The following is a 26581-nucleotide window of genomic DNA, read 5'->3' on the forward strand; positions in this document are numbered from 1 at the left end:
CACCAATTGGTTCTTCAAAGCCCCGACTACTCAATATAGTTGGGGTTTATACATTTCAACCAGAATTCCGGCAGGGATAGTATTCACCATTGAGGTGCTAGGTTTTACCGCTGCAATTAAAGTTAGCTATTTGGTTCTACTTTTTGTATGTATTTGAATTCCGGGGCAAAGTGAATATATACGGTAATTAACTTTCTAAAGTTTTTTACGGGACAACAATGCTTTATATTTGACAAAACCAACAAATTCAATTTTCATTCAAAATTGAATTGTTAACTTGCGGTATGAAAATTTTAATCATTGAGGACGAAATCGATATTGCCACTAGCATAAAAAGTTATTTAAAAGCAAATGATATTCATTGTGAAGTGGCAAGTAAATTTGAAACTGCTTTCGATAAAATTACTATGTATGATTATGATTGTATTTTAGTAGATTTAATGCTTCCTGACGGTGATGGTTTTAGTATTCTGAAAGAGTTGAAAAGTCTAAACAAATCAGAGGGAATTATTATAATTTCTGCAAAGGAAACTTTGGAGACTAAAATTGAGGGCTTCAACCTGGGAGCCGATGATTACTTAACAAAACCTTTTCATCTTTCTGAACTTTTGGTAAGAATTCAAGCATTGGTAAGAAGAAAAAAGTTCAATGGAAATAATAAAATTGAATTTAATGAAATTGAAGTGGATACATTAGCTAAATCTGTAAAAATTGGAGAAAGGAAAATTCTATGTACCAAGAAAGAAATTGATTTGTTATTATTTCTAATTGGGAATAAAAATAAAGTTTTATCAAAAAGCGCAATAGCGGAGCATCTTTCAGGTGATATGGCAGATATGTTAGACAACCACGATTTTGTTTATGCACATATTAAAAATTTGAAAAAAAAACTAAGTGATGCCGGAAGTAGCGATTACATAAAATCGGTTTACGGCATTGGTTACAAATGGGATAATGACTAAAAACCTATTACATAAAACCCTAAAATACTATTTGTCATTTTCGTTGCTAGTCATGCTATTGGTAGCAACGTCATTCTATTTTGTTACTCAATTTTTATATCTTGAAGAAGCAGACGAAGGGTTGGTACTTTTAAAAAAAGAATTTATTCAAAATTCAATACCAAAATTAAAAGAAAATGACATTGAGGTTTGGAATAAACTCAATAGAAATGTAAAAATCAAAAAAAATCAAAAAAAATTAAAAGAAGATACATTCTTTTATAAAAATTATTACGACACTTTAGACATAGAAAAAGAACCTTACAGAGTTCTTATTTCTCCCGTTACAATTAGAGGAAAAAAGTATACTTTTTTTGCCCAAACAAATTTAGTGGAAAAAAAAGATTTGATATTAAGTATTATTATATTGTTTATAGTAATAATAGCTATACTTCTCATTGGCCTATTCATCATTACAAAAAAAGTGTCACTCACACTATGGAAACCATTTTATGAAACACTAGAACAAATTGAGAAATTTGAAATAGATAAAAATTCTAATCCTCAATTAGCATTAAATGATATAGAAGAATTCAGTCGGCTTAACCAAGCAATAAACAAGTTGATTGAAAAGAACACAATCATCTATAAAAGTCAAAAAGAATTTATTGAAAATGCCGCACACCAATTACAAACACCAATAGCTATTTTTAAAGGTAAGCTGGAAACATTACTTCAAAGATCAGATGTGACTGAAGAGCAGTTTGAAATACTTGATAATTTAAATGATACAGCAACTAGGTTAAACAGGTTAAATAAAAATCTTTTGCTTTTATCCAAGATTGAAAGTAAACAATACAACATTCGGGAAGATGTAATTCTGAATACGGTTATCACTAATCAACTGGACTTTTTTAGAGAACAGGCATTCGCAAAAAACATTAGCATTGCAACAAATCTAAAGTCTGGTACAGTAATTAGGACTAATCCGTTTTTATCTGAAATCTTGATAAGCAATTTATTCTTAAATACGATTAATCATAATATTATAAATGGGATTATAAATGTTGTATTGGATAAGAATTCTTTAATTTTTTCTAATACAGGTATACCAAAATCATTAGAAACAAATAAATTATTCGAGCGTTTTTCTGAAGTAAATCCCTCTTCAAAAGGAAATGGTTTGGGCTTATCAATAATTAAAAAAATTGCCGATAACAATGAATGGAATGTTATTTATAATTTCAAAGATAATCTTCACATTTTTGAGATCCGTTTCTAAAAATTCAATATTTCTTCAAAATTGGTTTGCAACTTTACCTATTATAAATTCTTAAATTATTAACAATGAAAAAATTAGTTATGATTATGTCAATTGTATTCGTTTGCAGTTGTGCATTTGCCGGAACTCCACCGGATACAGTAAAAAAAGCGTTTGCTAAAAAATTTCCTACGGCTACGAAAGTGAGTTGGGGGGTTGAAGGTCCAAAAGAATGGGAAGCAGAATTCACATTGGAAGGGAACAAAATTTCTGCTAATTTTTCAGAAGACGGAACCTGGCTGGAAACGGAAAGAGAAATTAAAGCTGCCAATTTGCCAAAAGCAGTTTTAGCAGCTGTAAAATCGAAATATAGTGATTGGAAAATTGCGGAGGCGGACAAAACAGAAAGTTCGAAACATGGAACTATTTATGAAGTAGATTTAAAAAAAGGTATGAAGAGCAAAAGCCTTGCTTTTAAAGAAAATGGTATGTCTATAAAAGAATAATTTTTGCTTTTTTTAATAAATTAATATCATAAAGAGTTGGGTGTTACATCCAGCTCTTTTTAATTTAGCAAACGTTTCCATTTTTTAGTAGATTTAAAATAGAATGGTAACTATTTGCTCTTTAAAAATTAAATACAATCAATCTTTAAATTTTTAAAATGAAAAAAACGTTACTATTGTTTATTGCTATTGCTGCTATTTCAAACAGTTACAGTCAGACCTATAAATTATCTAAGAAAATCAATACTTCAGGAGATAACGGCTGGGACTATCTCGCTGTTGATGATGTGGCCCAACATTTATTTGTCTCTCACGGAAATGTTGTAAAGATTATTGATCTAAAATCAGATAAAACAATAGCTACCATACCTGATACAAAAGGAGTTCATGGTATTGCCATCGCAAATGATCTGAATAAAGCATTCATTAGCAATGGTAAAGACAACTCTGTTACTGTTGTAGATCTGAATTCTTTTGAATTAGTTGAAAAAGTAAAAATTGCAGGAAGTAAACCAGATGCCATTTTATACGATCAATTTTCGCGAAAAGTGTTTGTTTACAATGGGGAAAGCAAAGATGCCACAGTTATTGATGCCAATACGAATAAGGTTGTAAAAACAATTCCGCTGGGTGGAAATCCAGAGTTTTCCGTAACCAATACGAAAGGGTTAATTTACGTAAATATTGAAGATAAAAACACCATTAAAACCATCAACACTTCAACATTAAAAGTTACCAATTCCTGGAGTATTGCCCCTGGCGATGAACCATCGGGACTGGCAATAGATTTAGTTACGAACCGATTGTTTTCTGTTTGCAGCAATAAGTTAATGATAGTTGTTAATGCTGCAAATGGAAAAATCATAAAGACTTTGCCTATTGGAGCCGGTTGTGATGGCGTTGCATTTGATGCCAAGAAAAAGCTTATTTTTACTTCTAATGGTGAAGGGACAATTACGGTTATTAAAGTGGGTAGTGGTGCTGCTTTTTCAGTCCTGGAAACTATAAAAACTCAAAAGGGAGCCCGAACCATTGCGCTGAACAAAACCAAGGGTCAATTGTATTTGCCTACGGCAGATTTTGGTGCAAAACCAGCACCAACAGCAGAAAACCCAAAACCACGAGCAGTAATAGTGCCTAATTCTTTTGTTGTTTTAGTTGTTGAGCCAATTTCGAAATAGTTTCATTCTTTTTACATAAATTTATCCAATGAAATGGAAGCTTTTACTACTAATTTTTATTTGTTTCAAATCTTTTTCGCAAGAAAAAGATTTGAATTATTTCATTGTTAAAGCACAAAATAATTCTCCTTTAATTAAAGATTACAACAACCAAATTAAATCGGCTACACTGGATAGTTTATTGAATCGGGCAGTTTACAAACCACAAGTTACCGGAAATCTTAATGCTAATTATGCGCCGATAATTAATGGTTTCGGTTATGATTCCGCATTAAGTAACGGTCAATCCGTTTCGGGTTTGATCGGTGTTAACCAGAAAATAATTGGAAAAAACAGAATCAATTCGCAATCAGAGTCGTTCCAATTGATAAAAGAAGCGTTGGTCCTGAACCAAAAAATCACTGTAAAAGATTTAAATAAAGCCATTGTTGCTCAATATATTTCAGCTGCTGCAAGTTCAGAACAAATTGGTTTCAACCAGAAAATTGCCAATCTTTTAAAACAGGAAACAAGCATCTTAAAAAAATTAACCCAAAATGCAGTTTATAAACAAACGGACTATTTAATTTTTAGCGCCACTGTGAAGCAGCAGGATTTAGTATTATTACAATTAAAACAGCAGTATCAAAATGATTTGGCTTTGTTGAATTACCTTTCAGGAGAAACCGATACGACTTTGATCCATTTAAAAAAGCCTGAAATCATTTTGAAAAATAGTCAATCGTCTGATAAAATAGTTTTTCTGAAACAATTTGAAGTAGACAGTCTGAAACTTCAGAATCAAAATAAATTTATTGATTACAGTTACAAACCATCCTTGTCTTTATTAGGTGATGCAGGTTACAACTCCAGTTTTGCCTATCAGGCGTATAAAAATTTTGGATTTAGTGTGGGTTTGGGACTTTCTATTCCTATTTATGACGGAAACCAACGCACGTTGCAACATCAAAAAAATGATGCCGCATTAGCTACTACTTTGGCCTATAAAAACAATTTCAAGACCCAATACAAACAACAATTATTGATGTTGAATCTGAAATTGAAACAAGCGGCCGAGGTTGAAAATCAGCTGCAATCGCAACTTCTTATCGCCAATGCATTAATTGAAGCCAATGAAAAATTATTGCGTACCGGTGATGCACAAATCACCGAATATAGTATTGCTGTAGGTAATTTAATAGCAATCAAAAATGCCGTTTCCCAAAATAATAGCAACAAACTTCAAATTATAAATGAAATTAATTATTGGAGTATTAATGACTAATTCTATGAAAAAACCACTGCTGTTTTTTATCCTGACAGCGCTTTTGTTTATTTCCTGCAAAAATAACAACGAAGGCGAAAAAATCATTGATGCGAGCGTTCCGGTAACTTTAACAACAATTGATACCAGTTCCATTCAGAGTTACATTGACCTGAATGCGACGGCAACCTATTTAGTCAAAAATGTTATAAAAGCAAATGCTACGGGCTATTTAAATTCTGTTAATGTAGCTTCTAATGATTATGTTTCCAGGGGGGCAGTATTGTTTTCGATAAAAACCCGTGAAGCAAAAGTATTAGGCAATACGATTAATAAAATTGATCCAAGTTTACATTTTGGCGGGGCCATAACAGTAAGGGCGAATACAAATGGGTTTGTAACGGCTGTAAATGCACAACAAGGTGATTATGTTCAGGATGGTGACGCTTTAGTGACAATTAATGACGCCAATAGTTTTGCTATCGTGCTGAGTTTGCCTTATGAGTTCAAAAAGTATGTTACAGTCAATGAAGAATTAACTGTTGTCTTGCCGGATAGTACTTTTATAAAAACGAAAGTTCAAAAATACATGCCTACCGTTGATGCCACTTCACAAACTCAAAACGTTATTCTAAAAGTCATTGGGAAGCATGATATTCCGGAGAATTTAATTGTAAAGGTCAGAATTAATAAAAGTTCCAATTTAAAAACTATTTCGTTGCCAAAAGCAGCTGTTTTGAGCAATGAAACGGAAACGGATTTTTGGATTATGAAATTGATTAATAACAATACTGCCATAAAGATTCCGATAAAAAAGGGAGTAGAAACGGCAGATAAAGTGGAAATTCTAGCACCAGTTTTAACTGCTGAGGATAAAATTTTACTTTCTGGAAATTATGGTGTGGCAGATACAATTAAAGTAAAAGTGATAAAAGCAGATTGAAATGAATAATTTTTTTGTCAAACATAAAAACGGACTGAGTGCCATCATTTTTCTAATTATTCTGGGAGGCTTTTTCGCGTATTCTAAAATGCAAACGAGCTTGTTTCCCGAAATTACTTTTCCGAAAATAAAAATCATTGCTGATGCAGGACAGCAGCCTGTAGATAAAATGATGATTACGGTTACAAAACCGTTGGAAAATGCCATCAAAAAAGTCCAGGATTTAAAAATCGTCCGAAGTACAACCAGCAGGGGAAGTTGCGAAATTTCGGCATTCATGGATTGGAAATCGGATATTGATTTAAGCAAAACCAGAATAGAAGAGCAAATCAACCAGATAAAAAATAACCTTCCGCCTGATACTCAAATTTCAGTCGAAAAAATGAATCCTTCCATTCTTCCGGTAATTGGATATGCTATAGAAGGAAATGGAATTTCCGCTATTGAACTCAAAAAAATAGCCAGTTATACCATAAAACCTTTCCTTTCGCAAATTGAGGGGGTCTCCGAGATTAGGATTATTGGTGGAAAAGAAAAGGAGTACTGGCTGTCGCTTGATTTTACTAAAATGACAGCATTGGGAATTACCCCCGATGCAATTACGCAAGTTTTAAGTCAAACTAATTTTATTAAGTCTAACGGGTATTTATCGGATTACCGCTATTTGTATCTTACCATTACGGACGCTCAGGTGGATAAAAAGGACGAACTCGACAATTTGGTTATTCGTAATAATGGAAAAGGAATTGTAACTTTAAAAGATATTGCCAGTGTCGAAATTCGCGAAGCTAAAGAATACATAAAAGTAAATGCGAATGGTAAAGAGAGTATTCTTATTGCTGTTCTCAAGCAACCCAATTCAAATTTGATTACGTTGTCCCAGGCCATGGGTGAGAAACTGGAATCATTAAAAAAAATCCTTCCAAAAAACATCAAAATCACTCCCTTTTATGAGCAGGCCAGTTTTGTAAATGATGCGGTAAAAAGTGTAACGGATAGTTTATTAATAGGGCTTTTATTAGCCATAATTGTTGCTGTTTTATTTTTGAAATCAGCAAAAGCCAGCGCTACCATTTTGATTATTATTCCCGTTACTTTAGGTTTAACACTGATTGTTTTGTACCTAACCGGACAAACATTCAATATTATGACTTTGGGTGCGATTGCAGCGGCTTTAGGACTAATTATTGATGATGCGATTGTAGTTGTTGAACAAATTCACAGAACGCACGAAGAGCATCCTGATGAGCCTACTGCATCGCTTTTACAAAAGGCGATTCACTATTTATTCCCGGCAATGGTTGGTTCGTCCATCAGTACAATTGTGATTTTTATTCCTTTTGTTTTAATGAGTGGTGTAGCGGGTTCTTATTTTAAAGTGTTAACGGATACAATGATAATCACTTTAATTTGTTCTTTTTTTGTGACCTGGCTATTACTTCCGGTGGTTTATTTAGTGCTTTCCAAAAAAGAAAATAATGAAACGAAAAAAGAAATAGAAATTCATGACGTAAAAACACAGTCGTGGGTCGCTTATTTTATTGGCAAACCGCTAATTAGTATTTCATTTTGTATCGTTTTGGTGCTTTCTATTTTTATTATTCTACCCAATTTAGAAACTGGTTTTTTACCAGAAATGGATGAGGGCAGTATCATTTTGGATTATGAAAGCCCGCCAGGAACTTCACTTGAAGAGACCGACAGCATGCTCAAAGAGGTAGAAAAAATAATTATAAAAATACCTGAAGTAGCAGCGTACAGTCGCCGAACAGGAACACAAATGGGGTTTTTTATAACGGAACCCAATCGTGGGGATTATTTGATTCAGTTAAAAAAAGACCGAAGTAAAACCAGCAACGATGTTATTGATGAAATCAGACAAAAAGTGGAAGCGACTCAGCCTGCTTTACGTATTGATTTTGGACAGGTAATAGGGGATATGTTGGGTGATTTAATGAGTTCTGTTTCTCCAATTGAAGTGAAAATATTTGGCAGTAATCAAGCTGAATTGCAAAAAATAGCCCAAAAAGTAAATGCAATAGTAGAAAAAGTAAAAGGGACAGCCGATGTCTTTGATGGTATTATTTTGGCCGGACCGTCGGTAAATATTGTACCCAACTATAGTCAGTTGGCACAATATGGGATTACTCCCGCGGACTTACAATTTCAGTTACAAACTGCCCTTGAAGGGAATGTTATTGGAAATTTATTAGAGAATGAACGATTAACTCCCATCAGATTAATCTATAAAAATTCTGAAAAAAGAAGTTTGGAAGACATTAAAAAATTGCAATTGTTTTTACCAGATGGACAAGTCATCCCTATTTCAAGTTTAGTTGCTATTTCAGCTCAAAAAGGAGTCGCTGAAATAGAACGTGAAAATCTTCAGATGATAAGTGTGGTGACCGGTAGACTTGATAATAGGGATTTGGGAAGTGTCATGAAGGATATTCAAACCCAAGTGTCAGAAAATATCAATTTACCAAGTGGTTATTATATAGAGTATGCAGGAGCCTATAAAGAGCAACAGCAATCTTTCAAGGAGCTATTGATGATATTAATAGCTTCCTGTTTATTGGTTTTCGGGGTTATTTTATTTTTATTTAGAGATTTTAGGGTAGCTTTAGTAATCCTTTTAATTTCGGTATTGGGAATTGCAGGAAGTTATATTTTGCTTTTCATAACGAAAACACCATTAAACGTTGGGAGTTATACAGGGATTATTATGATAGTTGGAATTATTAGTGAAAATGCCATTTTTACTTTTCTGCAGTTTAGAGAAACATTCAAAGTAACACGTAATGTGCATCAATCCATAATTTATTCGATTTCAACGCGGTTGCGTCCAAAATTAATGACTGCGCTGGGAGCAATTATAGCCCTGTTTCCACTTGCAATAGGCGTTGGAACGGGTTCAGAACTGCATCAGCCACTGGCTATAGCCGTAATTGGAGGATTTATAATTGCAATGCCTTTACTTTTGATAATATTGCCTACTTTATTATTTTTTGTTTTTAAAAATGAAAAACACTTTAAACATTTCACCTAGTTAAGTAGTAATAGCGTTCAGAATTAATCTATAATTTAAAAGATAAAGAGATGTTAAAAATCATTGTAGTAGTATTTTTTAGTATAGCCACTATAAATGCGCAAGAACTAAAAACAGATACTATTTTGAAGAAAGAGATTCCTCAAAATATCAAATTCAGTTATAAACAACTTATTATTCCGGCTGTATTGATGGGATATGGCTTTATTGGTATTGAAAGTGACCAGATAAAAAAATTTAATTTAGACATCCGAACGGAAGTAAAAGAAGATATTGATACCAAAACAACTATTGATGATTTTTCACAGTATGTGCCCTTCGTTTCAGTTTATGCGCTGAATGCAGCAGGAATAAAAGGGAAAAATAACCTGAAGGATCGTTCTGTAATATTGGTTACTTCCTATATCATAATGTCAGCCTCCGTTTTGGGATTAAAATCTTTAACCAAGATTGAAAGACCTGACGGAAGTTCCAATAATTCTTTTCCATCAGGACACACTGCTACTGCTTTTGCCGGAGCTGAATTTTTATGGCAGGAATATAAAGACAAATCCATTTGGTACGGAATTTCAGGATATGTGGTTGCAACAGGAACAGGAGTTTTTAGAATTATCAATAATAAACATTGGCTGACAGATGTTGCTGCTGGCGCTGGAATAGGTATTTTAAGCACAAAAATTGCCTATTGGATGAATCCTTATATAAATAGGAAATTATTTAGATCCGAAAGAAATAATACAACATCAGTTATTGTACCTTTTTACAATGGAAAAGAATTAGGATTATGCTTTGCGAGGAATTTTTGAAATAACATTGAACCTCTTTTTTGTTTCAGTAATTTTAAAATATTGAAATTAGTAATTGTTTAGAAAAAAATAAAATGTATAAAAATCTATGTTTAATCGTATTATTTTTTTTCTTAACTATTCCAAATGTTCAAAACGTAGATATTAATCTTCTGAGATACATTAATGGTAATAGAGATCGATCATTAGACCCGTTTTTTATATTTTTAACTAATAGTGTAACTCCTATTTGCATTGCCACACCTGTCATTTTGTTCTTATGGAGTTTGTTCAGAAAAGAGGCAATTCTTCAAAAAAAATCCACATACATTGGATTTTCGGTGGTGATTTCATCGCTCATTTCAGTCCTTTTGAAATTAAGTATTAACAGAACAAGACCATTTTTGGCCTATTCCTTTATAGAAAAAGTAACTAATGTTAGCAGTGCATCTTTTCCGTCAGGACATACTTTAACAGCATTTGTGATAGCCACTTCTGTAAGTATTGCTTTTCCAAAAAGATACATAATTGTATTTTCTTTTTTATGGGCTTTAGCCATTGGTTACTCTCGTTTAGTTTTGGGTGTTCACTATCCAAGCGATGTATTTGCAGGGGCAATTATAGGTAGCGGTACAGCACTTCTTATTTATAAAATAAACGAATATATAAGTAAGAAGGCCAAACAAAAAAGCCATAAAAATTGATTTTCACTCGGCAATTTCCTATCTTTAACATAGAAAATAACTCGTTATGATTTATTCAATGTTAACAATTGTCCGAAAATCGGTTTTAGAAGTCCCCATAATACCATTCGTATAAATTATTGTTTTTTTTAAATTCAAAGAATTATATTTTTAAAAACGTAATAACAAAATAATGAGTGATCTAATTTCTATAACAAATCTCAACAAATCGTTTGGCCCGTATAAGGCGGTCGATAATTTGAATTTATCAATAAAAAAAGGCGATTTTTTTGGTTTTTTGGGACCAAACGGTGCAGGTAAAACAACTGCTATAAGACTGATAACAGGAATATATCGACCTGACTCTGGAAATATTTTTATTGACGGATTACCTCAAACTGAAAAAATAAAAATTGCTCACAAACTTGGAACAGTTCCCGAAAGTCGTGGGTTTTATAACTGGATGAATGCCGTTGAGTATTTGTCGTTCTTTGCTACTATTTATGGTGTGCCTAAAAATAAAATTACTGAAAAAATAAATCAATTGTTATCGCAGGTTGTTTTAACGGAGCACAAACACCAAAAGATTGGTACATACTCCCGCGGGATGAAGCAACGATTGAGCCTTGCACGTGCTTTAGTGAATGATCCGCAGATACTTATTCTTGACGAACCAACCATTGGACTTGATCCGAAAGGGCAAGAAGATATTGAAAACTTGCTTAAAGAATTAAATAAACAAGGAGTCACTATTATCTACTCATCCCATATTCTTCCGGAGGTTTCTAATCTTTGCTCAAGGCTTGCTATTATTAATCACGGACACTTAGTGGCACAAGGAACAGTGAATGAGATAATAAAGAACGCAGGCAGCAAAGATTTAACGGAAGCATTTTTAAATTTAACCAATTCCTAAAATGATAACACAAATCTGGCTTAAAGAAATAAGAGCAGAACTTTATACTTGGAAAAGTTTAGCTTGGCTTGTTATATCTTCTTTGCTATTCAGCATAACCTGTTACCTATTGCTTACCGATACCGAACTGAGTTTGCTCGATCAAACTGAATTGTTATTGTTGCTCGGAAAAGTAATTATTGGCATTGCTATATTGATGGTTACTATAGATGCTTCGGCAATCATAACTTCTGAATTTGAAAATGAAACCGCAGAGAGTCTTTTTTTATCACCTATTTCCTTAAAAAACCTAGTTATTGGAAAACTCTTGGCATCGCTAACACAGTGGCTCTTAATTTACATTGTTGCAGTACCCTATATTATTGTGGCTTCCAGCGGAAGTAATTTAGCATTGGCTTTTCTCATTTATACTGCTTTGCTCGGAACAATTAGTATAACAGGTTTAATCTTAATTGTTTTTGCTGTCTCTTTAATATATCGTTCCGCCAAAAACACACTAACTACTTCACTTATCATTGTTCTGATTTGTACGCTTCCCGCATTATTTCCTGCAACTATAACGGGAAATGCTTTCATCAGTTTCTTTAAGTCGATAAATCCAATTGATAACATTTTCGCTTCATTGGATAATGTGCTAGTAGATTACCAAACCTCATTAGCGCAGAATCTAAAATACTTATTGCCCTTGTTTGGATTTCTTGTTGCCGGTTTTTTGATGCTTTTGCTTTCAATGAAAAAATTTAATCATGATGGAGTTATTAAAACCAACTGATATGAAATATTTTTTTAAATATTTATTCGCTTCATTATTTCTGTTGACTTTTGTCAGCTCTCTGCATGCGAAGAACATCCCTCCTTTGGTTTTAAATATTAAATCATCACAAAACTTAAATGGTATTGCCGGTGATTATGTAACGGTTAAAAGTGAAATTACAAATTCAGGAGTCCAACCTGTTACTAATGTCATAACCTATCTTTCTTTGGTTGATAATGAAAATAAATTGCCTGTTGATCTTGAAGATTGGAGTGCCGAAAAAGGAGTTTACATTCCTACAATTAAAGCTGGAAAGACAATGCCTCTCAACTTTAAAATTCACTTTGTAAAAGCAGGGGATTATTCTTTAATAGTAATTGCATCCGCACAAAAAACAGAAACACCTGTTGTAAGCAGGATGATTCATTTTCATGTAAGTCCTAAAATAAATTTGAATCCTGGAAAAATCTTACCTGTAGCTATTGGGATGCCATTACTATTAATGCTTATTTTAGGCTCAATTAATTTCATCCGGAAAAGACGCAGCAATAATCACAATTGGGACAGAGAAATAACACCGAAAGACAAAACTGAAGTGCTATGGAAAAAAGAAAGCAAGAAATAAGTGGACTAAGAATGCGGAGCGCTATAAGTCCCGAAGGGTGGCGCAGCCATTATGCGCGTGCAGCATACGACGGACACTATCTTAGCTGCCCTTTTAGTCCGTTTTAAGTATTCCAATGAAAGTGGTTCTTCGTCAATTTTGGTGAAAATATAAATAGTCGGAACACCTTTATTTTTCAACAAATCCCTTCCTTTTACAAAGAACATTCCAATTTTACCATGTAAATTATATACTTGTCAACTTTAAAAGTCCTTTTTCCAATCAACAATTATTAAATCAGTTCATTTTTGAGCCACGTCAATACACTTAAGAATATCACAAGAAAAATAAAATTAAAGACCTGTATTTTAATAATTTAAGATGCAATACATGACGATTCTATATCACCAAAATTGACGAAGAACCAGTTTCGAGTGGAATGAGTGGAACAGTTTGCACTGGAATATCCAGTTTCGAGTGGAAATCTGATTAAAACTTCTTAATAGAATTTAATTGGAATACAATTCTACTGCGAGCATGAAACGGCGAAAAAAAATTGAAGGCACCTTTAGGTGTTCCTTGATTTAGGGTAAAGTGCTAACAGAGCCAAAGCCGATGTCTGTGCGAAGAGCACCAATGCTGAAAAAACAAAGGGAGACAGACATAATACGGCTGGAATACAGTGGAGCGTAGCCTGCGGAGTAAAACGGAATGAAACGGAATGAAACGGAATGAAGCGGTATTGTGGATGTAGTAGCCCTGCCGAACGGAGGGTAGAAAACGTGTAAAAATGAGGAACAAAGCGACGCAATAAAAATAGCTGCTTATTCTCAAGCTGCTAATTTTATTGTGCTGAGTAGTGCCTACAGAATTGAGAGAGGAGGCTTTTTTTAGCCGACGACCGACTGGAGCTGGCGAACGGAACAAAGAGAACGACCGAAGAGAGACCGCTTGATTGCCCGTGATGTTAACGTGATGTTTTTTATGGAAATGAAAGTTTTGGAAGATATACTTTCTAAAGTATTCTATTCGGGGAACATATTGGGAAAGATATTATGATAATTTACTAAAATTTTGAAGGGAATACTAAACTGCGCGAGGGATGGCAGCGGAAATCCTCCTGCGTAGTTTACGAAGCAGGAGATTATAGCGAACAGCCCACCCCGTAGGGACGCGCCATAAAGAATGGTCAAAATCAATTAAACAGAACAAATGGAAATAAAAACTCCGAAGACTCCTGTCTTCGGAGAGCTGGGATTTGTTTTAACCATCTAAGTTACTATTGATTTCAAAATAGTATTAAAAAGGTAAATCGTCAGGATCAGAATCTTCTAACAATTGAAAATCTCCGTTGATATTTAGCTTTTCAATAAAGATTTCATTTCGTTTTTTTGCTCTTTTTAATAGGGTTGTATATTTTATTACTTCTGTATATAAACTCCCATCGGATCTTCCATTTTTGCCTACAATATCTTTTTTAGGTCTAAATACATAATCAAAATGAGGAGCGTGTTTAAAATCTGAGTCGAAATCCCTAACATCTTCCGCATCTATTTTCTCCCCAATCAAATATCCATAGAAAGTATCAAACGCAAATTTATCTTTCGTCAAATTCCGCAACAACGTAGCGTATCTGCTTATTTGATTTAAATGCTCTGACACATTTACATTTGGGTTTTTTAATTCAATTATTATGCACTTTCCTTCATCTGGAAACAATAATATATCGGTTCTTTTCAAAAGTCGATTTTCATCCAATGCCTTTATATAAACTTCTTCTTCATCGGTCAACTTATCCTTAATTATCTTTTCTCCGTTTATTTCGATATCCTTGATTAAACTTTCGGAAGTGCCTTTGAAATAAATAAAATCCTCATTTATAAGCCATAAATCACTACTGTTAGGATTCGTGGCAGATTGTTGGAAAAGGATATTGTGCAACAATTGTTCATCATTGTTTCTACTTCCGTCATTTTGAACAAGTAATTTCCTATCTAAAACTTTTTCAAACAATTCTAAAATGATTTTTCTACGAGCAACATAATGAGTTAATGCTGTTCGATTTTGAATCGGAATTTCTTTTGTTAGTTTTTCAATCGTTGAGGTTAAGTTAGTATCAAAATTCTTATCCGCAGGATCTAAATTTTTCAAGCTATTCATCTGATTAAAAATTTCAGTATCTCTTTTAGCCGAAATTTTTGACTCAGCAATATGAAGTTTCTGGATTATCTTGTCTTCTGTATCATTCAGACTTATGGAAAGATGTTGTAAAACCTCATCGTTAAACAGAAATAGTTTTCTTATTTCATCAATTTTATTCGATTTCTCTATGCTTTTGATACTGATCTCAGGGTATATTCTATCAATAATCTCATCAACGTTATCTTCGATGTCCTCAAATAAAATTTCTTTTCTGCCTACGCTGAATAAATCATCACTTTTACTGAAATACTCTCTTTTTACAATCGACAAATTGCCTCTAGTATCACAATCTTTCGCATTCAAATAATTACTCGAAATTAAAACTAAATAGCGCATATTCTCTAATGATTCATCAGGCGACAGAAACTTAAATTTTAATTTAAAATCTTTATTGTCAACTAATTCATCCTTACTTACAAGAGAAATCGAATTCTGATCAAGATTTGTTTTATTAATTTTAAAGCTCAATAATTCAAAATCCTCAGTTTCATCCAATTTTGTAATCTCTGCATTTTGTGTTAAAATAGTACTATAATGAACTTGAAAAGGTTCGGTCTTATCAGGGACAGGTATTTCATCTTTTGTAATTTCAATAGTGTTAGTAAGAGTTTCATCAACATATTCATTTAATATGATTCTAGGCAATGTTTCCCTATGCGAACAAAAATATCTCAAATACCTTTTTAATAACTCGATTTTTAAATTACTGATACTAATAGTCAGTTTTTTAGCATCATCTTGAATCAATAAATCAGATAAAATCAAAACAGTACCCGATTTTTTAGCTTCAATTTCTTTAGTGTAATTATGTTTAATTACAGAATCTTTGTCTAAGTAAGCAGGTGATTTTGAAATAGTAAAACTTCTTTCAAAATACTTACCTTCTTCTTCGAATACACTATTGAATTCACATCTTCCAAAACAATGGACATACTGAATTCTTCCACTTCCTTTATTGTGAAACCCTTTACGATTATCTTTTAAAGTTGTAAATCTTGTAAATTGCTCATTGTTAAAACCAATACCATCATCTTCTATTACGAATTTTTGAAATTCCTTTTCGGACAATATATTTTTTGTAAAATAGATGTTTAAAGAAATCACACTATCAACTTCATTAACGCCTTTCTTCTCTTTGTTTATTTTAATTGATTCTAATGAATTTGTAAATGCTTCAAAGAACGATTGAATTGGGTTTTCATGTTTTTTTATTTCTCTAAGAATCGTTGGTAAAAATACTCCTACAACCTTTATAAATTCATTTTCCTTGTAAGTATTCATTCCTTAAAAATTTAGTTCTCGAATCATTATACAACAGCCAGCTTACTTCTAGGAACAACACAAGCGGCTACTCTTTGTAATTGCTATACTTTATTTGTTTTCAAATGTAATTAAACATTCCCATAATACATACTTTAAACCGTTTTGTGTTTTAAACTAATATCGCTTTACGATTACTTTGCTTTCAATATTGTAAAAGTAGTTTACTACCTCCCCACTAATAATCAATTCAATAGCTTGTTCAATAACATCAATCGGTGCAATGAACCATTCCCTTGGGGTATGTCTTCTTTTTTTCTCATCAAAAACGTCAATATTCAGACAAGATTTGCCAAAGAAATTATGAAGTAATTGTTCCAGTTTTTGTGGATTCATATTATAACATTTCCAAGAAGTTATAATTTTTACAGGAGCCATTAAATATGTTGGGTCTTTTTCGGCATTTTTGATTCTTTCTTCAACCTCAACCTTAGAATATCCAATTTTGTACAAATCATCGATCGCTATAATTCTTTCGTCTTTGCTTTTGGAACGTAGGACATAAATATATCCTGCTGCTGCATCTTCATCAGTTATATTGCTAAATCTTTCAATGAAGTTTTCGTTTACTTTATCCATGTTCTGTGTTACCACTCTACCATTGGCATATAGAATTTTGGCTGCTGAACGATACAACATATTTGATTCGGTGCCATTTTCGAAAATACATCTTGTTCTACCGTCTTTTCTTAAACGTTTGCCTTCTACATAGGTTTCTTCTTGGGTCAAATTGATGTTTTCTAATAACATCAAAACGCCGTTGTGGACATAAAAATCGCCCTGCCTTAAATTATCTTCTTTAAAATCAACCAGCTTTCTTTTACCATCCCCTAAATCCTTTTGAATATCCTTGAAAAGCATTTCGTATTTATCAAAATCTTTACAAGGTTTTCTTCTTGCTACAAAATCAGAAGGGGCTCTTTCGTCCGTTTTTGGTGTGTGATTGAAATCAAATAGATCTGTATCATCCCCCAACAAATCAAAAGTATCATCGCTAAAAATGTCATCGAGTGAGTTAAGCTCTTTTGCTTCCAGTTTCAACAAACCATGGATATCCTGCTCCGCTAAAGATTGCATTTTTTCTATATCCGATCTAATACTATTTAGTCGGGAATAGAGTTGAAATTCTGAAATATTAGCCGGATTGGGTTTAGGTTCTTTATGGTGTTTTTCAACGAAATCATTTACTTCACCGAATGAAGCCGATAGTCGTTCGTCCGCATTTCGTGCATTTGAAACTTTAGGTTTGACATTTAGAATGTCATATTGATCGTTTGCAAAAATGTCCTCTAAGGTTTGAAATTTATCCATTTGCATTGGTCATTCGTTTTCTTTTTTCCTCTTTCAAGTAAATAATACATTCTGCCATTCTTCTTTCTAATGGGTCGTTTGCATTTAGACTCGGTTCTTTGTCATACATTTTTTTGAACTCAACAATTTTTGGCCATAAAATTTTAGCTTCTTCAAAGTCCATTTTTATTCTTGTGGCTTCAATAGTGTCCTGAATTACTTTCAACACTTTTGTAGTCACTGATTTCGAAAGGATTTCGAAAGCTTTTTGGAATGGATTAATCGTGTCAATCAGGTCAATATGCAAATCTTCTATGTTTACAAATTTATCAGCCATCCTGATGAACCTTTGGTCTCCGACTTCTTTTATTTCGCCCGATTTTATAACTGAATCCACTACAACATATTGACGAATTTCTTCAATTTCCTCGTCTGTTAATTCCGGGTATTTAATTCTGATGATTTTCGGCATTAACACTTTGTTGATTACTTCGGGATCTATGTTTCCCGGCATTGCTTTCAGCATAGTGTCGTCCTGCAAGATTGTAGCTTTCAAATCATTCAAATCTGATTCTACAATATCTTTTACTCTTTTGGAAGTCGGCGCTTTGAATCCTCTAATTTTTATTTCACCTGGTTTAGCCTCTTCGTCATCATTATCTAATCTAGTTTTGAATTTGAAGTTTGGTGCCAATACTTGTTCCATTAGCAATGATGCTGTAATAGCTTTCAGCATATTATTGGTAGCCACTTTTACATCATCCTGAATGGCTTCCGGGCTGGCGATTAGATTTGTAAATTGGGCGTGGGTTTTATTGTTACTATCGCGTGTACAACGACCAATAATTTGGATAATCTCGGTTAATGAACCACGATATCCCATCGTTAAAGCATGTTCACAAAAGGGCCAGTCGAAACCCTCTTTTGCCATTCCTAAGGCGATGATTAAATCCATATCATCAACAGAATTAACATTTCGTAAGTAGTTTACAATCTTGTCTCTTTCTCTGGAACTGTCTTCTACCAAATCGGCCACTTTTATTATTTTGCCGTCGCTGTGTCGTTTGATATGAATTACACCAGTATCGGAATCCTGCTTGATTACATCGCCAATAGCATCTAAAATGAAATTGACCTCATTGTGTTTGTTTTTAGTGGATTCGCCTGAATTTACATTTGGAATATGGAGGATTGTTTTTTTATCGGTATCGAGAATATCAAGTATTGCAGAGGGGATTCCGTGCCTATTCCTAATGATTTCAGGAAATTATACCCGTTTAATTGTTCGTAATAGTTGTACGTTACTTTAGTGAACTTGGCTTCGTTTTCTGGAGTTAGAATAGGCACGGAATCCCCTCTGAAATAAGATCCTGTCATGGCTACAATATGAGCCGTAGATTTGTTCATTATCGATTTTAATAATTCTCCCAATCTGTTATTAGCATCGGCAGAAACGTGATGAAATTCATCTATCGCCAAAAGCGTGTTGTTGAATTTTGCTTCATCCAATTCCTCACAGGCAAAGCGTAAGGTAGCGTGTGTACATATTAATAATTGCTCCTCACTATCCATGAATTTATGAAATGCCCTGACTTTACTGCTGCTTCCATCATCGCCGGGCGTACAAAGATTGTAATTGTCGTTTGGTTCCCAATTGGCAAAAAAGCCATCTTTTTTCAAATCAGTTTTAGAGAATGAACTACCAATAGAACGCTCGGGAACAGCTACAATTACTTTTTTGATCCCTTGATTGATTATTTTATCCAAAGCCAAAAACATCAAGGCACGGGATTTTCCCGAAGCCGGAGGTGCTTTTAATAATAAATACTGTGCATCACGTGATTCAAAAGCACGGGTTTGCATTTCTCGCATACCCATCGTATTGATTTTGGTACTATTTCCTGTTTTGTGGTAGTTTACATTTACTATATCTGGCATGGTTTGTTTCTTGAAGTTTGTCTAAGTTTGTCTAAAGTGTTTTTTATCTATACCGATTTTAGACAAACTTTTTCCAAATAGGTTTTCTGTTAGTTCTTTTATTTACAAGGGTTTCATCCTTTTTATGCATTGCGTAAATCAAATTTTTTACTTTATTTTCTTTCTGTTGTTTATCTAAAACATCAGGAAGTATGTCTAAATAAGTTTATCTATATCTTCTTTAGACGCATATTCATATTTATCTAAATAGTCTAAAACCATTTTTTTATAATGTTCGTCTTTAAATCCTCGATTACGAATATATTCGGCTTTTTCTCCTTTAATCTCGGCTAATTCAGCAGATATATGATAATTCGGCTTTCGTCCCTCTATCAATTTATTCTTCCTTCGCTGGGGGCAAAAAATTTTCTCCTGTAACTACGCTTTTCCCTGTTTTGTTCTCTAATGCTATTCTTGCATTTTTAGCAATTGCACCTCCTTTTTTACCTGCTTTTGCATTTTCGGGCACTCCTTTGGCTTCATCATTTTCGGCTATTTGTCTTGTGGATAATTCTGCAAGAGCCGTAAAGATTAATTCGGCTTCGCTCATATGATCTCTCAAATTTTGCGATTTTAATCCTTTTACTTCTTTGTGATTTTTTACCGTTAGACCCGTCCATTCCTTATGAATGATATTGGTTAGAATAGCGAAATCCTTTTTTTCTTCCACACCGCTTTCTTTCCAATAATCGGTCAATTTGTTTCGGGTTTCCTGACCCATCATTCTTTGCTGAATCCATTTTTCGCTTCTGCCGTGTTGTTTCCAGTTTTCTCTGGCTCGGTCTATACTTTGCTCGGGATCGGCAATTTCCTTGATTCTTTCATAGCCTACTTTAGCCAACCATTGTTTGAAAGGTTCGGCTTTTGGCGACGGAATAGATTGAATTAATCTTAGCAGCGCTTCGGTATCAGCGGTATCAGTAATTCTATTTTTACCATCATCAGCAAGCATTTTCAACCGTACGATTTTATCGTACACTTCACTTCCTTCTTTGGTCAACTTCTTTTTTAAGTCGCTCCAATATCTTTTTGGCACTGAGCTTCCTGTTAGAATAGCAATAACATCAATAACCGAAAAATACCAAATTTCCTTCTCGGCATCATAATGGCTTCGTACTTTTTTATCTTCAAATAGTTTGATTTCATTTTCCATATCTATTTCATTTTTTCGGTCTTTTATGATTTTGAATTACTCATTCTTAAAACTGCATGTAATGTTGCTAAATAATAATAAAATATCCAGCTATACCAAATCGCTTTGTCATAATTAGTTTTTTGGGCAGCATTGTGATGTCTTATGCCAAAATTATTAGCAATACTAAAAATGTCATTTTCATCTTTTTTATCCAAATGTTTTTTTATTTCAGGTCTGACAAATTCTAGTACATCAGCCAATTCTCTAATGGCTTCTTTTCTATCATCTAATGTAGATTTAGCTTTCCTAAATTTTAGTATTGCAGCATTCATCTTATTAGAAATATTATCTGCATCATTTGTTGGAATATCAGCTTCAAATAAATTAGATAGCCCATTATCAGATAAAATTAAAACCTCTCCCTTATCCGAAATTTCAAATCCATCTTTATAATCACCTAAAACATTATTCATAGTTTCCCTAAAATGTTTCTGTCCTTCAAAATCATCATAAGATTGATAATGAAATCTTTTACAACCTCCTCCCCAACTATTGTCATCATGATAATAACCTTCTTGACCTTTTGAACAATGATCATATAAAAATTCTAAAATATCAAAAAAATCATCTTCTGTATAATCTTTAATTTTCGTCTCAACTGGGAATAAATTTTCCTTCCGAATATTTAGAAATACATAGTCGTCAAACTGTCCACTTATTTGCCCTCTTTGGAAGCCCTCAGAACATTCAAAACCAAAATATTTTTGAAAATAACCTGCATTGTCAAGGATATTATAATTACTCAAAAAAAGTTTTTTTAACATTTCAAAATCAATTTCTCCATCAGAATCAAGCTTTCTAGTACGAACAGAATAATAGTTTCTTTTTATCATTTTACTTCCATTACACTTTGACTTTTTTAGCTTTTTTCTCCTCTGCAAATAGCGTGACTTTTTCTTTTTCGGCTGCTATCATCTTTTCATACAACTTAAACAAATATTCCAATCGTTCTTCATCGCTGTCAAAAGGTTTGGAACGGTAGCAACGCTCTACATCGTATATTCTTTACCAAAATCAATCGCTAATTTACATTGATGTGGTATTAATGTGAAAACGTAAATCTATAAATTTTAATAGATATAACCTACTCCTATAACTTACAGATTCCCTAGTATTTCCTGTTAATTTAGGCTCAATATTTATAAACAGGTTCATGTCATAAAAAATCAAAGCTAAACATGTGTTTTTATATAATTTTACGGTTTTCCACATTTTGAAAAAATAAATATTTCAATCATCTAAATTTAAAATGTCTATAAACATTTGAAAATCATATAAATGAATCAATTCTTCCTTGTATGAATGTATTGGTCAATGTTCAAATAGAGATTGATCATTTCGGTATTGATTGCTGTAATCGCTTTTGATCTTGACTGTCTTATCAATTGGATAATATCAGTAAATTGTTCTTGTAACATCATTTTAATAATTTAAGTTTTTTTAATTAAAATTACTTCTTGACAACCAAATGTGCCAGTCCAAAATCATTTAATAGTCTTTCTTTTTCAGAATAAATAATGTCCTTGATGTCCTGTTTTATCTGCAAGTAGTTGCGTTGTACCATTGCGTTATCGACTTTCCGAATAACGGGAATATCTTTATAATCATCCTGTTCGTTTTTCAATGCTTTATGGTCATTCACAATTTCACAGTGAAATGTTTTGAGTTCAATTTTACAATCGGGATCATCAGCTACCATACCTACAAATTCACCGGAACTAAGTCCGGAAATTTTGGAAGGAGGCACTGCTGATTCCAATTGTTTGGAACGACTAATTGACGTATCACCGCTATTAATAGAAAGACTTTCTCTGTCCTGCAGAATCTTTCCGAAACGCTCTGATAATTGCTTGGCTGTATCTCCTGTAACCTGTCCGCTGACGATATTTCCGGTGATGTTCATAATCACATCGGCTTGCTCTCGTCCATAATCTTTACGCAACTGGCTGAAGTCCTGAATACCCAAACAAGTAGCTACTTTATTACTTCTAGCAGTAGCAATCAAACTATCCATATTGTTCAAATATATAGTCGGAAATTCATCGAATATCAGGCTGCTTTTCTGTTTGCCTTTTTGGTTGACCAACTTTACCAATCTGCTTACATAAAGTGATAATACAGCACCGTAAATTTGTATCTTCTGTGGATTATTCCCCATGCATACAATTTTTGGTTCCTCCGGATTATTGATGTCCAATGTGAAATCATTACCTGATAAAACATAATACAATTGCGGAGAAGAAAGCCTCGCCATTGCGATTTTTGCCGAAGCGATTTGACCTTCCAATTGGTCCATTACATTATTGAGGTAGGCATTTACAAAAGGATTGATGAGTACCTCAATTTCTTTTTCAGTTCTAAGCAAGGTAAACAAGCTATCATAGTCTGCCTGCATGAGTTCTATAACATGGGGAAGCGTGCAAAACTCGCCGTCTTTGTATTTTCTCAAATACCATATTATAGCAGAAAGGAAATTGATCGGTGATTCCACAAAAAAATCTCCCTGACGTTTGATCCATTCCCGATTTAATCCTAACAGAATGGTGCGTGCTGATTCAGAAGCATCAGTAATATCACTCATGGCTGAAGGCTCCAATGGATTGCATCGGTGTGTTCGGGTCAGGTCGTCAAAATTAATAACATAAAACTGTGGTGGTTTAGGATAAAGATGTTTGTATTTGAGCCAGGTATTATAGGCAATTTTGGAAAGGTCATCGAATTTAAAATCATAAATAAACATAGTAAAGCCTTTGCGTATGTGCTGGGTAATAACATGTCGAATTACAAAGTAAGACTTCCCTGAGCCAGGGGTGCCCAGAACCATCAAAGCCCTAAAAGGGTTAATGATGTTTATCCAACTGTTTCGTACCTTATCTTTTAAATGATATCTAGCTGGAAGGTTAATGGAATATTCATTCTCTAAAAGCCTTTCTTCTTGAGGAAAGGTCTCATTTTCGGTATTAAAAATATCCTTTTGATTGAGCCTGTTTTTTATAATACGCGAGAGCAAAGTACCTCCGGAAAGCACCAAAAGAAATCCAACTGAACTAATAGTTATATAAGCAATCGCTGCCTGTACTATTTCTATTTTCAGATATAATGAAAGATAGCTTATAAAGTAAATTAGGATACCCGTAATTATATAAGCAAAGGCCGTTTTATAATTCAGTTTTTCATCTTTACGTCCTTTAGCACCTATTAGGGAAATCATCAAAAATCCCAATGCAAAGAGTTTGGATTTATGAAAATTACTGAACAATCCTGTATGGTGAATATTGTCCATAATTTTATCACTGAACCCGCTAACGAGATGCCACTCCCGAAAGGCAGCGTAGCAGTAATAATAAAAATGGATCACCAAAACAATGATGCTGATTAGTCTGGTCATGTCGAGTATCTTCCTCAATGCCTGTTCGTTTTCTCCTGTCTGCATAGCCATAATTTCAATTTTATTGATTATTAGACTGTCCTCTTCTTTTTTTCTTTTTGCCTTTGAGTTGGTATGGAACGTAATTAGCCGTTTGTTCGGATTGCGTAAGCATATCCAATAATTGCCCCACTACTAAATCGGATCCAACTGATTTATTACTTTGAAAATCATCACCAAACGAAGTCGTATTGATTTTCGAATGAGTCGTTTGAGATGTAATTCCCTGTGATTTTTCACTATCTGAACTTCCCATTTTTTGTTCCACTGGGCTAATTGATTCACAACGTTCCTGAATTGCTTTAGCGCTGTATTGTTTGCCCAGCTTACTACCGTTAAAAACACATTTTGTAGTATGGTCTACATAAGTAATCCCATAAAGTAATCCTTCTGCATTTTTTCTAAAAACTGTATTGATTCCATCTTTTTCCAGTAGTTGTACCATTTCTGTAAGTGATATTTTCGTTCTTAAAAATGCCATATCAATGGCGTTTTTTACCCTTCTCATATCGGAAATTTGGCCAATGGTATTGGATGCAAATTTTCCTTCTAAAAATTTCAGGGTTGGCTTGTTGTAAAAGAGACTGGCCTTGATGGGTACACCGATAAGTTTGCCATTTTCATCCAGTATCCGGTACATTAATCCTTTTGACTTAAACATTCTTGAATTTTCATTGCCTCTGTCTGCCAAAACATTGTATTGTTGTAACACTGCATTCAGCTCCGGAAGGCTGGTATATTTATACGATGAAAGCACCTGGACCAATACATTTGCAATAGCTTTTTTGGATTCGTTTCGCCCATAGTGAACCTTTCCTGAGATGATAGGTTGGAGTTCAAAATCTTGATTATTTTGACGTCCTTGCGCTTTAACAAGTCCAAAAAGTTCTTCGATTTCTTTTCGCGCTGGTTCAGATCGGTTTCGACCGATATTTTGCATGTCGATTCGCTTGCCATCCCTCTCTACATTTATGGAGACCAGATGGAGATGCGGATGCCCGGAATCGTGATGCTGGTATACCAGATAAGGTTGTTTTCCAAAACCTATTTTCTCCATATAAGTATCCGCAATAGCCATTAATTTTTCTTTGGAATGATTTTCCGAACGATGAAAATTCAATGAGATGTGCACACTGTTTCGCTTTACATTTTCATTTAATTCCAACTGTTTTAGAAAACGATTCAGTTTTATCGTACCGCTCATTTTATCCACATCAATTGGATAATTTCCGGCACCAACACACGCTGCTACGCCCTCTTTTACTTTGTTTTCATTGTAATAGAAAACCTTGTGGATAGAGTGTCCTGTTTTTATGATTGCAACCATTTTTCTGAGATTTTTTGGATGCATATTTTGATTTCTTCAACCTTGTTCAAAAGGATTTTTTTATCCTGTTCAGAACTGATAATCCAGACTTTAAATTCAGGGATTTGGTCAAGGGTATGCAGCTTTTTTACCGCTTGGTTGAAGTTGTTTCCGATGGCATTTAATTGCTTATATAGCAGCATCATTTCAAGGGTCATATCATCTAAAGACTGATTCCTAAAAGTGGTGTTTATCGGTTTGTCAAATAGGTGTTTACGAATGTAGTCACTCAGCTTGCGACAAGTGCTTGCCTTCCATTTGCGTTCAATTTTCGCATACTCTTCGGGTGTAAACCGTAACCCGACAATGCGTGTTCTGTTTGAATTTTCTCTTTCCATCATCTCTCATTTTCATTGTTATCAAACTCTTTTGATCCTTTCAGTGTCACTGCTAACGAGTCCCGAGTATAGAGCAGCAAGAATCTGTTGTTAAACAACAGGACATCTTGCCGATTGCAGAAACGTTGCAATCTTCCAGCTACTTTAAATATTCCTCAGACATTTCAGTATTTCAAAAATGCTCAAAAGTCAAATTTCTCATTCATAGCCTCTTTTTATAATACATGATATGCTACTAGTGGTATTTCAGCCATTCATAGGAACTATCAATTCAGTCATTAAATTCTCGATGACTTATATAAAGGGCATTTTATCATCACTTTCGGTAGTCAAGGAAAGTGCACACTGTCTATAATTTAAAAACCATTATAACTGGATAATTACAAAATTGAATTTACTCCTCAATTTCCCATAAAAGAACGTGCTCTTTCAAAGCAATAAACCAATTTTAAAACAACCAAATCCTGACTTGTTTAAGGAAGGTTTTGGCTGTTTATTTTAAAGGGTGATGGTTGTCATTAAAATACTTAAATGAAATCACCATTTCAGAACTTTTTTATTTACCATGAACTTCCATTTGATAAACCGCTTCTTTTGAAA

At 33.7% G+C, this 26581-nt stretch carries 23 protein-coding genes; 12 read left to right on the forward strand and 11 right to left on the reverse strand.

What is annotated here, in order from left to right:
• The first annotated feature begins 284 nt into the window (after positions 1–284).
• The 12 genes from ACNQGH_RS19365 (at position 285) to ACNQGH_RS19420 (ending at position 12887) form a co-directional block, all read left to right on the forward strand.
• Positions 285–962: a response regulator transcription factor gene (locus ACNQGH_RS19365; RefSeq protein WP_417957674.1), complete on the forward strand. Its 678-nt coding sequence runs from the start codon at positions 285–287 to the stop codon at positions 960–962.
• Positions 955–2223, forward strand: coding sequence for a sensor histidine kinase (locus ACNQGH_RS19370; protein WP_417957675.1), 1269 nt, complete (start codon positions 955–957; stop codon positions 2221–2223). The genes ACNQGH_RS19365 and ACNQGH_RS19370 overlap by 8 nt, the downstream gene beginning before the upstream one ends.
• Positions 2224–2288: 65 nt before the next feature.
• Entirely contained in the window at positions 2289–2708 is a 420-nt protein-coding gene (locus tag ACNQGH_RS19375; RefSeq protein ID WP_417957676.1) for a PepSY-like domain-containing protein, read from the forward strand.
• A 158-nt stretch (positions 2709–2866) separates the two neighbouring features.
• Positions 2867–3889, forward strand: a complete 1023-nt coding sequence (locus ACNQGH_RS19380; protein WP_417957677.1) for a YncE family protein — start codon at positions 2867–2869, stop codon at positions 3887–3889.
• Positions 3890–3917: 28 nt separating this feature from the next.
• On the forward strand, positions 3918–5153 hold the full coding sequence (locus ACNQGH_RS19385) for a TolC family protein (protein ID WP_417957678.1): 1236 nt from the start codon (positions 3918–3920) through the stop codon (positions 5151–5153).
• On the forward strand, positions 5122–6075 hold the full coding sequence (locus ACNQGH_RS19390; protein ID WP_417957679.1) for an efflux RND transporter periplasmic adaptor subunit: 954 nt from the start codon (positions 5122–5124) through the stop codon (positions 6073–6075). The genes ACNQGH_RS19385 and ACNQGH_RS19390 overlap by 32 nt, the downstream gene beginning before the upstream one ends.
• Position 6076: 1 nt before the next feature.
• Positions 6077–9124: an efflux RND transporter permease subunit gene (locus ACNQGH_RS19395; protein ID WP_417957680.1), complete on the forward strand. Its 3048-nt coding sequence runs from the start codon at positions 6077–6079 to the stop codon at positions 9122–9124.
• A gap of 50 nt (positions 9125–9174) precedes the next feature.
• Positions 9175–9930: a phosphatase PAP2 family protein gene (locus ACNQGH_RS19400; RefSeq protein ID WP_417957681.1), complete on the forward strand. Its 756-nt coding sequence runs from the start codon at positions 9175–9177 to the stop codon at positions 9928–9930.
• 74 nt (positions 9931–10004) lie between these two features.
• Positions 10005–10613 carry a phosphatase PAP2 family protein gene (locus ACNQGH_RS19405; RefSeq protein ID WP_417957682.1) on the forward strand — a complete coding sequence of 203 codons (609 nt, stop codon included), beginning with the start codon at positions 10005–10007 and terminating at the stop codon, positions 10611–10613.
• A 172-nt stretch (positions 10614–10785) separates the two neighbouring features.
• Positions 10786–11508 (forward strand): ABC transporter ATP-binding protein, encoded by a 723-nt coding sequence (locus ACNQGH_RS19410; RefSeq protein ID WP_417957683.1) that lies wholly within the window; start codon positions 10786–10788, stop codon positions 11506–11508.
• A gap of 1 nt (position 11509) precedes the next feature.
• A complete protein-coding gene (locus ACNQGH_RS19415; RefSeq protein WP_417957684.1) occupies positions 11510–12280 on the forward strand; it encodes a hypothetical protein in 771 nt (256 codons plus the stop codon).
• A gap of 1 nt (position 12281) precedes the next feature.
• The gene (locus tag ACNQGH_RS19420; RefSeq protein WP_417957685.1) at positions 12282–12887 is read left to right on the forward strand and encodes a COG1361 family protein; all 606 of its coding nucleotides are present in this window, start codon (positions 12282–12284) and stop codon (positions 12885–12887) included.
• Positions 12888–14165: 1278 nt separating this feature from the next.
• On the opposite strand, the gene ACNQGH_RS19425 is transcribed toward ACNQGH_RS19420, so the two are convergent.
• The 11 genes from ACNQGH_RS19425 to ACNQGH_RS19475 all read right to left on the reverse strand — a co-directional run bounded on the left by ACNQGH_RS19425 (position 14166) and on the right by ACNQGH_RS19475 (position 25984).
• Positions 14166–16349 carry a PDDEXK family nuclease gene (locus ACNQGH_RS19425; protein ID WP_417957686.1) on the reverse strand — a complete coding sequence of 728 codons (2184 nt, stop codon included), beginning with the start codon at positions 16347–16349 and terminating at the stop codon, positions 14166–14168.
• 156 nt (positions 16350–16505) lie between these two features.
• Positions 16506–17705, reverse strand: coding sequence for a GIY-YIG nuclease family protein (locus ACNQGH_RS19430; protein WP_417957687.1), 1200 nt, complete (start codon positions 17703–17705; stop codon positions 16506–16508).
• Positions 17692–18714: a DEAD/DEAH box helicase gene (locus tag ACNQGH_RS19435; RefSeq protein WP_417957688.1), complete on the reverse strand. Its 1023-nt coding sequence runs from the start codon at positions 18712–18714 to the stop codon at positions 17692–17694. The genes ACNQGH_RS19430 and ACNQGH_RS19435 overlap by 14 nt, the downstream gene beginning before the upstream one ends.
• A gap of 134 nt (positions 18715–18848) precedes the next feature.
• A complete protein-coding gene (locus ACNQGH_RS19440) occupies positions 18849–19616 on the reverse strand; it encodes a DEAD/DEAH box helicase (RefSeq protein ID WP_417957689.1) in 768 nt (255 codons plus the stop codon).
• A 195-nt stretch (positions 19617–19811) separates the two neighbouring features.
• The gene (locus ACNQGH_RS19445) at positions 19812–19991 is read right to left on the reverse strand and encodes a hypothetical protein (protein WP_417957690.1); all 180 of its coding nucleotides are present in this window, start codon (positions 19989–19991) and stop codon (positions 19812–19814) included.
• A gap of 1 nt (position 19992) precedes the next feature.
• Entirely contained in the window at positions 19993–20808 is an 816-nt protein-coding gene (locus ACNQGH_RS19450) for a BRO family protein (RefSeq protein ID WP_417957691.1), read from the reverse strand.
• A gap of 23 nt (positions 20809–20831) precedes the next feature.
• Positions 20832–21683: a hypothetical protein gene (locus ACNQGH_RS19455; protein WP_417957692.1), complete on the reverse strand. Its 852-nt coding sequence runs from the start codon at positions 21681–21683 to the stop codon at positions 20832–20834.
• A 450-nt stretch (positions 21684–22133) separates the two neighbouring features.
• Entirely contained in the window at positions 22134–22271 is a 138-nt protein-coding gene (locus tag ACNQGH_RS19460; protein WP_417957693.1) for a DUF1016 N-terminal domain-containing protein, read from the reverse strand.
• 29 nt (positions 22272–22300) lie between these two features.
• A complete protein-coding gene (gene mobC, locus ACNQGH_RS19465) occupies positions 22301–24283 on the reverse strand; it encodes a conjugal transfer protein MobC (RefSeq protein ID WP_417957707.1) in 1983 nt (660 codons plus the stop codon).
• A 16-nt stretch (positions 24284–24299) separates the two neighbouring features.
• A complete protein-coding gene (locus ACNQGH_RS19470; RefSeq protein ID WP_417957694.1) occupies positions 24300–25604 on the reverse strand; it encodes a relaxase/mobilization nuclease domain-containing protein in 1305 nt (434 codons plus the stop codon).
• Positions 25589–25984 (reverse strand): plasmid mobilization protein, encoded by a 396-nt coding sequence (locus tag ACNQGH_RS19475; RefSeq protein ID WP_417957695.1) that lies wholly within the window; start codon positions 25982–25984, stop codon positions 25589–25591. Before ACNQGH_RS19475 ends, ACNQGH_RS19470 begins: the two co-directional genes overlap by 16 nt.
• Positions 25985–26581: the final 597 nt, after the last annotated feature.

This window comes from Flavobacterium kochi, from assembly GCF_048286715.1.
GTDB lineage: Bacteria > Bacteroidota > Bacteroidia > Flavobacteriales > Flavobacteriaceae > Flavobacterium.

Bases quoted from the DNA above. Each gene is read 5' to 3' on its own strand.
- ACNQGH_RS19365 (WP_417957674.1), top strand. From the start codon at position 285: ATGAAAATTTTAATCATTGAGGACGAAATCGATATTGCCACTAGCATA.
- ACNQGH_RS19370 (WP_417957675.1), top strand. From the start codon at position 955: ATGACTAAAAACCTATTACATAAAACCCTAAAATACTATTTGTCATTT.
- ACNQGH_RS19375 (WP_417957676.1), top strand. From the start codon at position 2,289: ATGAAAAAATTAGTTATGATTATGTCAATTGTATTCGTTTGCAGTTGT.
- ACNQGH_RS19380 (WP_417957677.1), top strand. From the start codon at position 2,867: ATGAAAAAAACGTTACTATTGTTTATTGCTATTGCTGCTATTTCAAAC.
- ACNQGH_RS19385 (WP_417957678.1), top strand. From the start codon at position 3,918: ATGAAATGGAAGCTTTTACTACTAATTTTTATTTGTTTCAAATCTTTT.
- ACNQGH_RS19390 (WP_417957679.1), top strand. From the start codon at position 5,122: ATGAAATTAATTATTGGAGTATTAATGACTAATTCTATGAAAAAACCA.
- ACNQGH_RS19395 (WP_417957680.1), top strand. From the start codon at position 6,077: ATGAATAATTTTTTTGTCAAACATAAAAACGGACTGAGTGCCATCATT.
- ACNQGH_RS19400 (WP_417957681.1), top strand. From the start codon at position 9,175: ATGTTAAAAATCATTGTAGTAGTATTTTTTAGTATAGCCACTATAAAT.
- ACNQGH_RS19405 (WP_417957682.1), top strand. From the start codon at position 10,005: ATGTATAAAAATCTATGTTTAATCGTATTATTTTTTTTCTTAACTATT.
- ACNQGH_RS19410 (WP_417957683.1), top strand. From the start codon at position 10,786: ATGAGTGATCTAATTTCTATAACAAATCTCAACAAATCGTTTGGCCCG.
- ACNQGH_RS19415 (WP_417957684.1), top strand. From the start codon at position 11,510: ATGATAACACAAATCTGGCTTAAAGAAATAAGAGCAGAACTTTATACT.
- ACNQGH_RS19420 (WP_417957685.1), top strand. From the start codon at position 12,282: ATGAAATATTTTTTTAAATATTTATTCGCTTCATTATTTCTGTTGACT.
- ACNQGH_RS19425 (WP_417957686.1), bottom strand. From the start codon at position 16,349: ATGAATACTTACAAGGAAAATGAATTTATAAAGGTTGTAGGAGTATTT.
- ACNQGH_RS19430 (WP_417957687.1), bottom strand. From the start codon at position 17,705: ATGCAAATGGATAAATTTCAAACCTTAGAGGACATTTTTGCAAACGAT.
- ACNQGH_RS19440 (WP_417957689.1), bottom strand. From the start codon at position 19,616: ATGCCAGATATAGTAAATGTAAACTACCACAAAACAGGAAATAGTACC.
- ACNQGH_RS19450 (WP_417957691.1), bottom strand. From the start codon at position 20,808: ATGGAAAATGAAATCAAACTATTTGAAGATAAAAAAGTACGAAGCCAT.
- ACNQGH_RS19455 (WP_417957692.1), bottom strand. From the start codon at position 21,683: ATGATAAAAAGAAACTATTATTCTGTTCGTACTAGAAAGCTTGATTCT.
- ACNQGH_RS19460 (WP_417957693.1), bottom strand. From the start codon at position 22,271: ATGATGTTACAAGAACAATTTACTGATATTATCCAATTGATAAGACAG.
- mobC (WP_417957707.1), bottom strand. From the start codon at position 24,283: ATGCAGACAGGAGAAAACGAACAGGCATTGAGGAAGATACTCGACATG.
- ACNQGH_RS19470 (WP_417957694.1), bottom strand. From the start codon at position 25,604: ATGGTTGCAATCATAAAAACAGGACACTCTATCCACAAGGTTTTCTAT.
- ACNQGH_RS19475 (WP_417957695.1), bottom strand. From the start codon at position 25,984: ATGATGGAAAGAGAAAATTCAAACAGAACACGCATTGTCGGGTTACGG.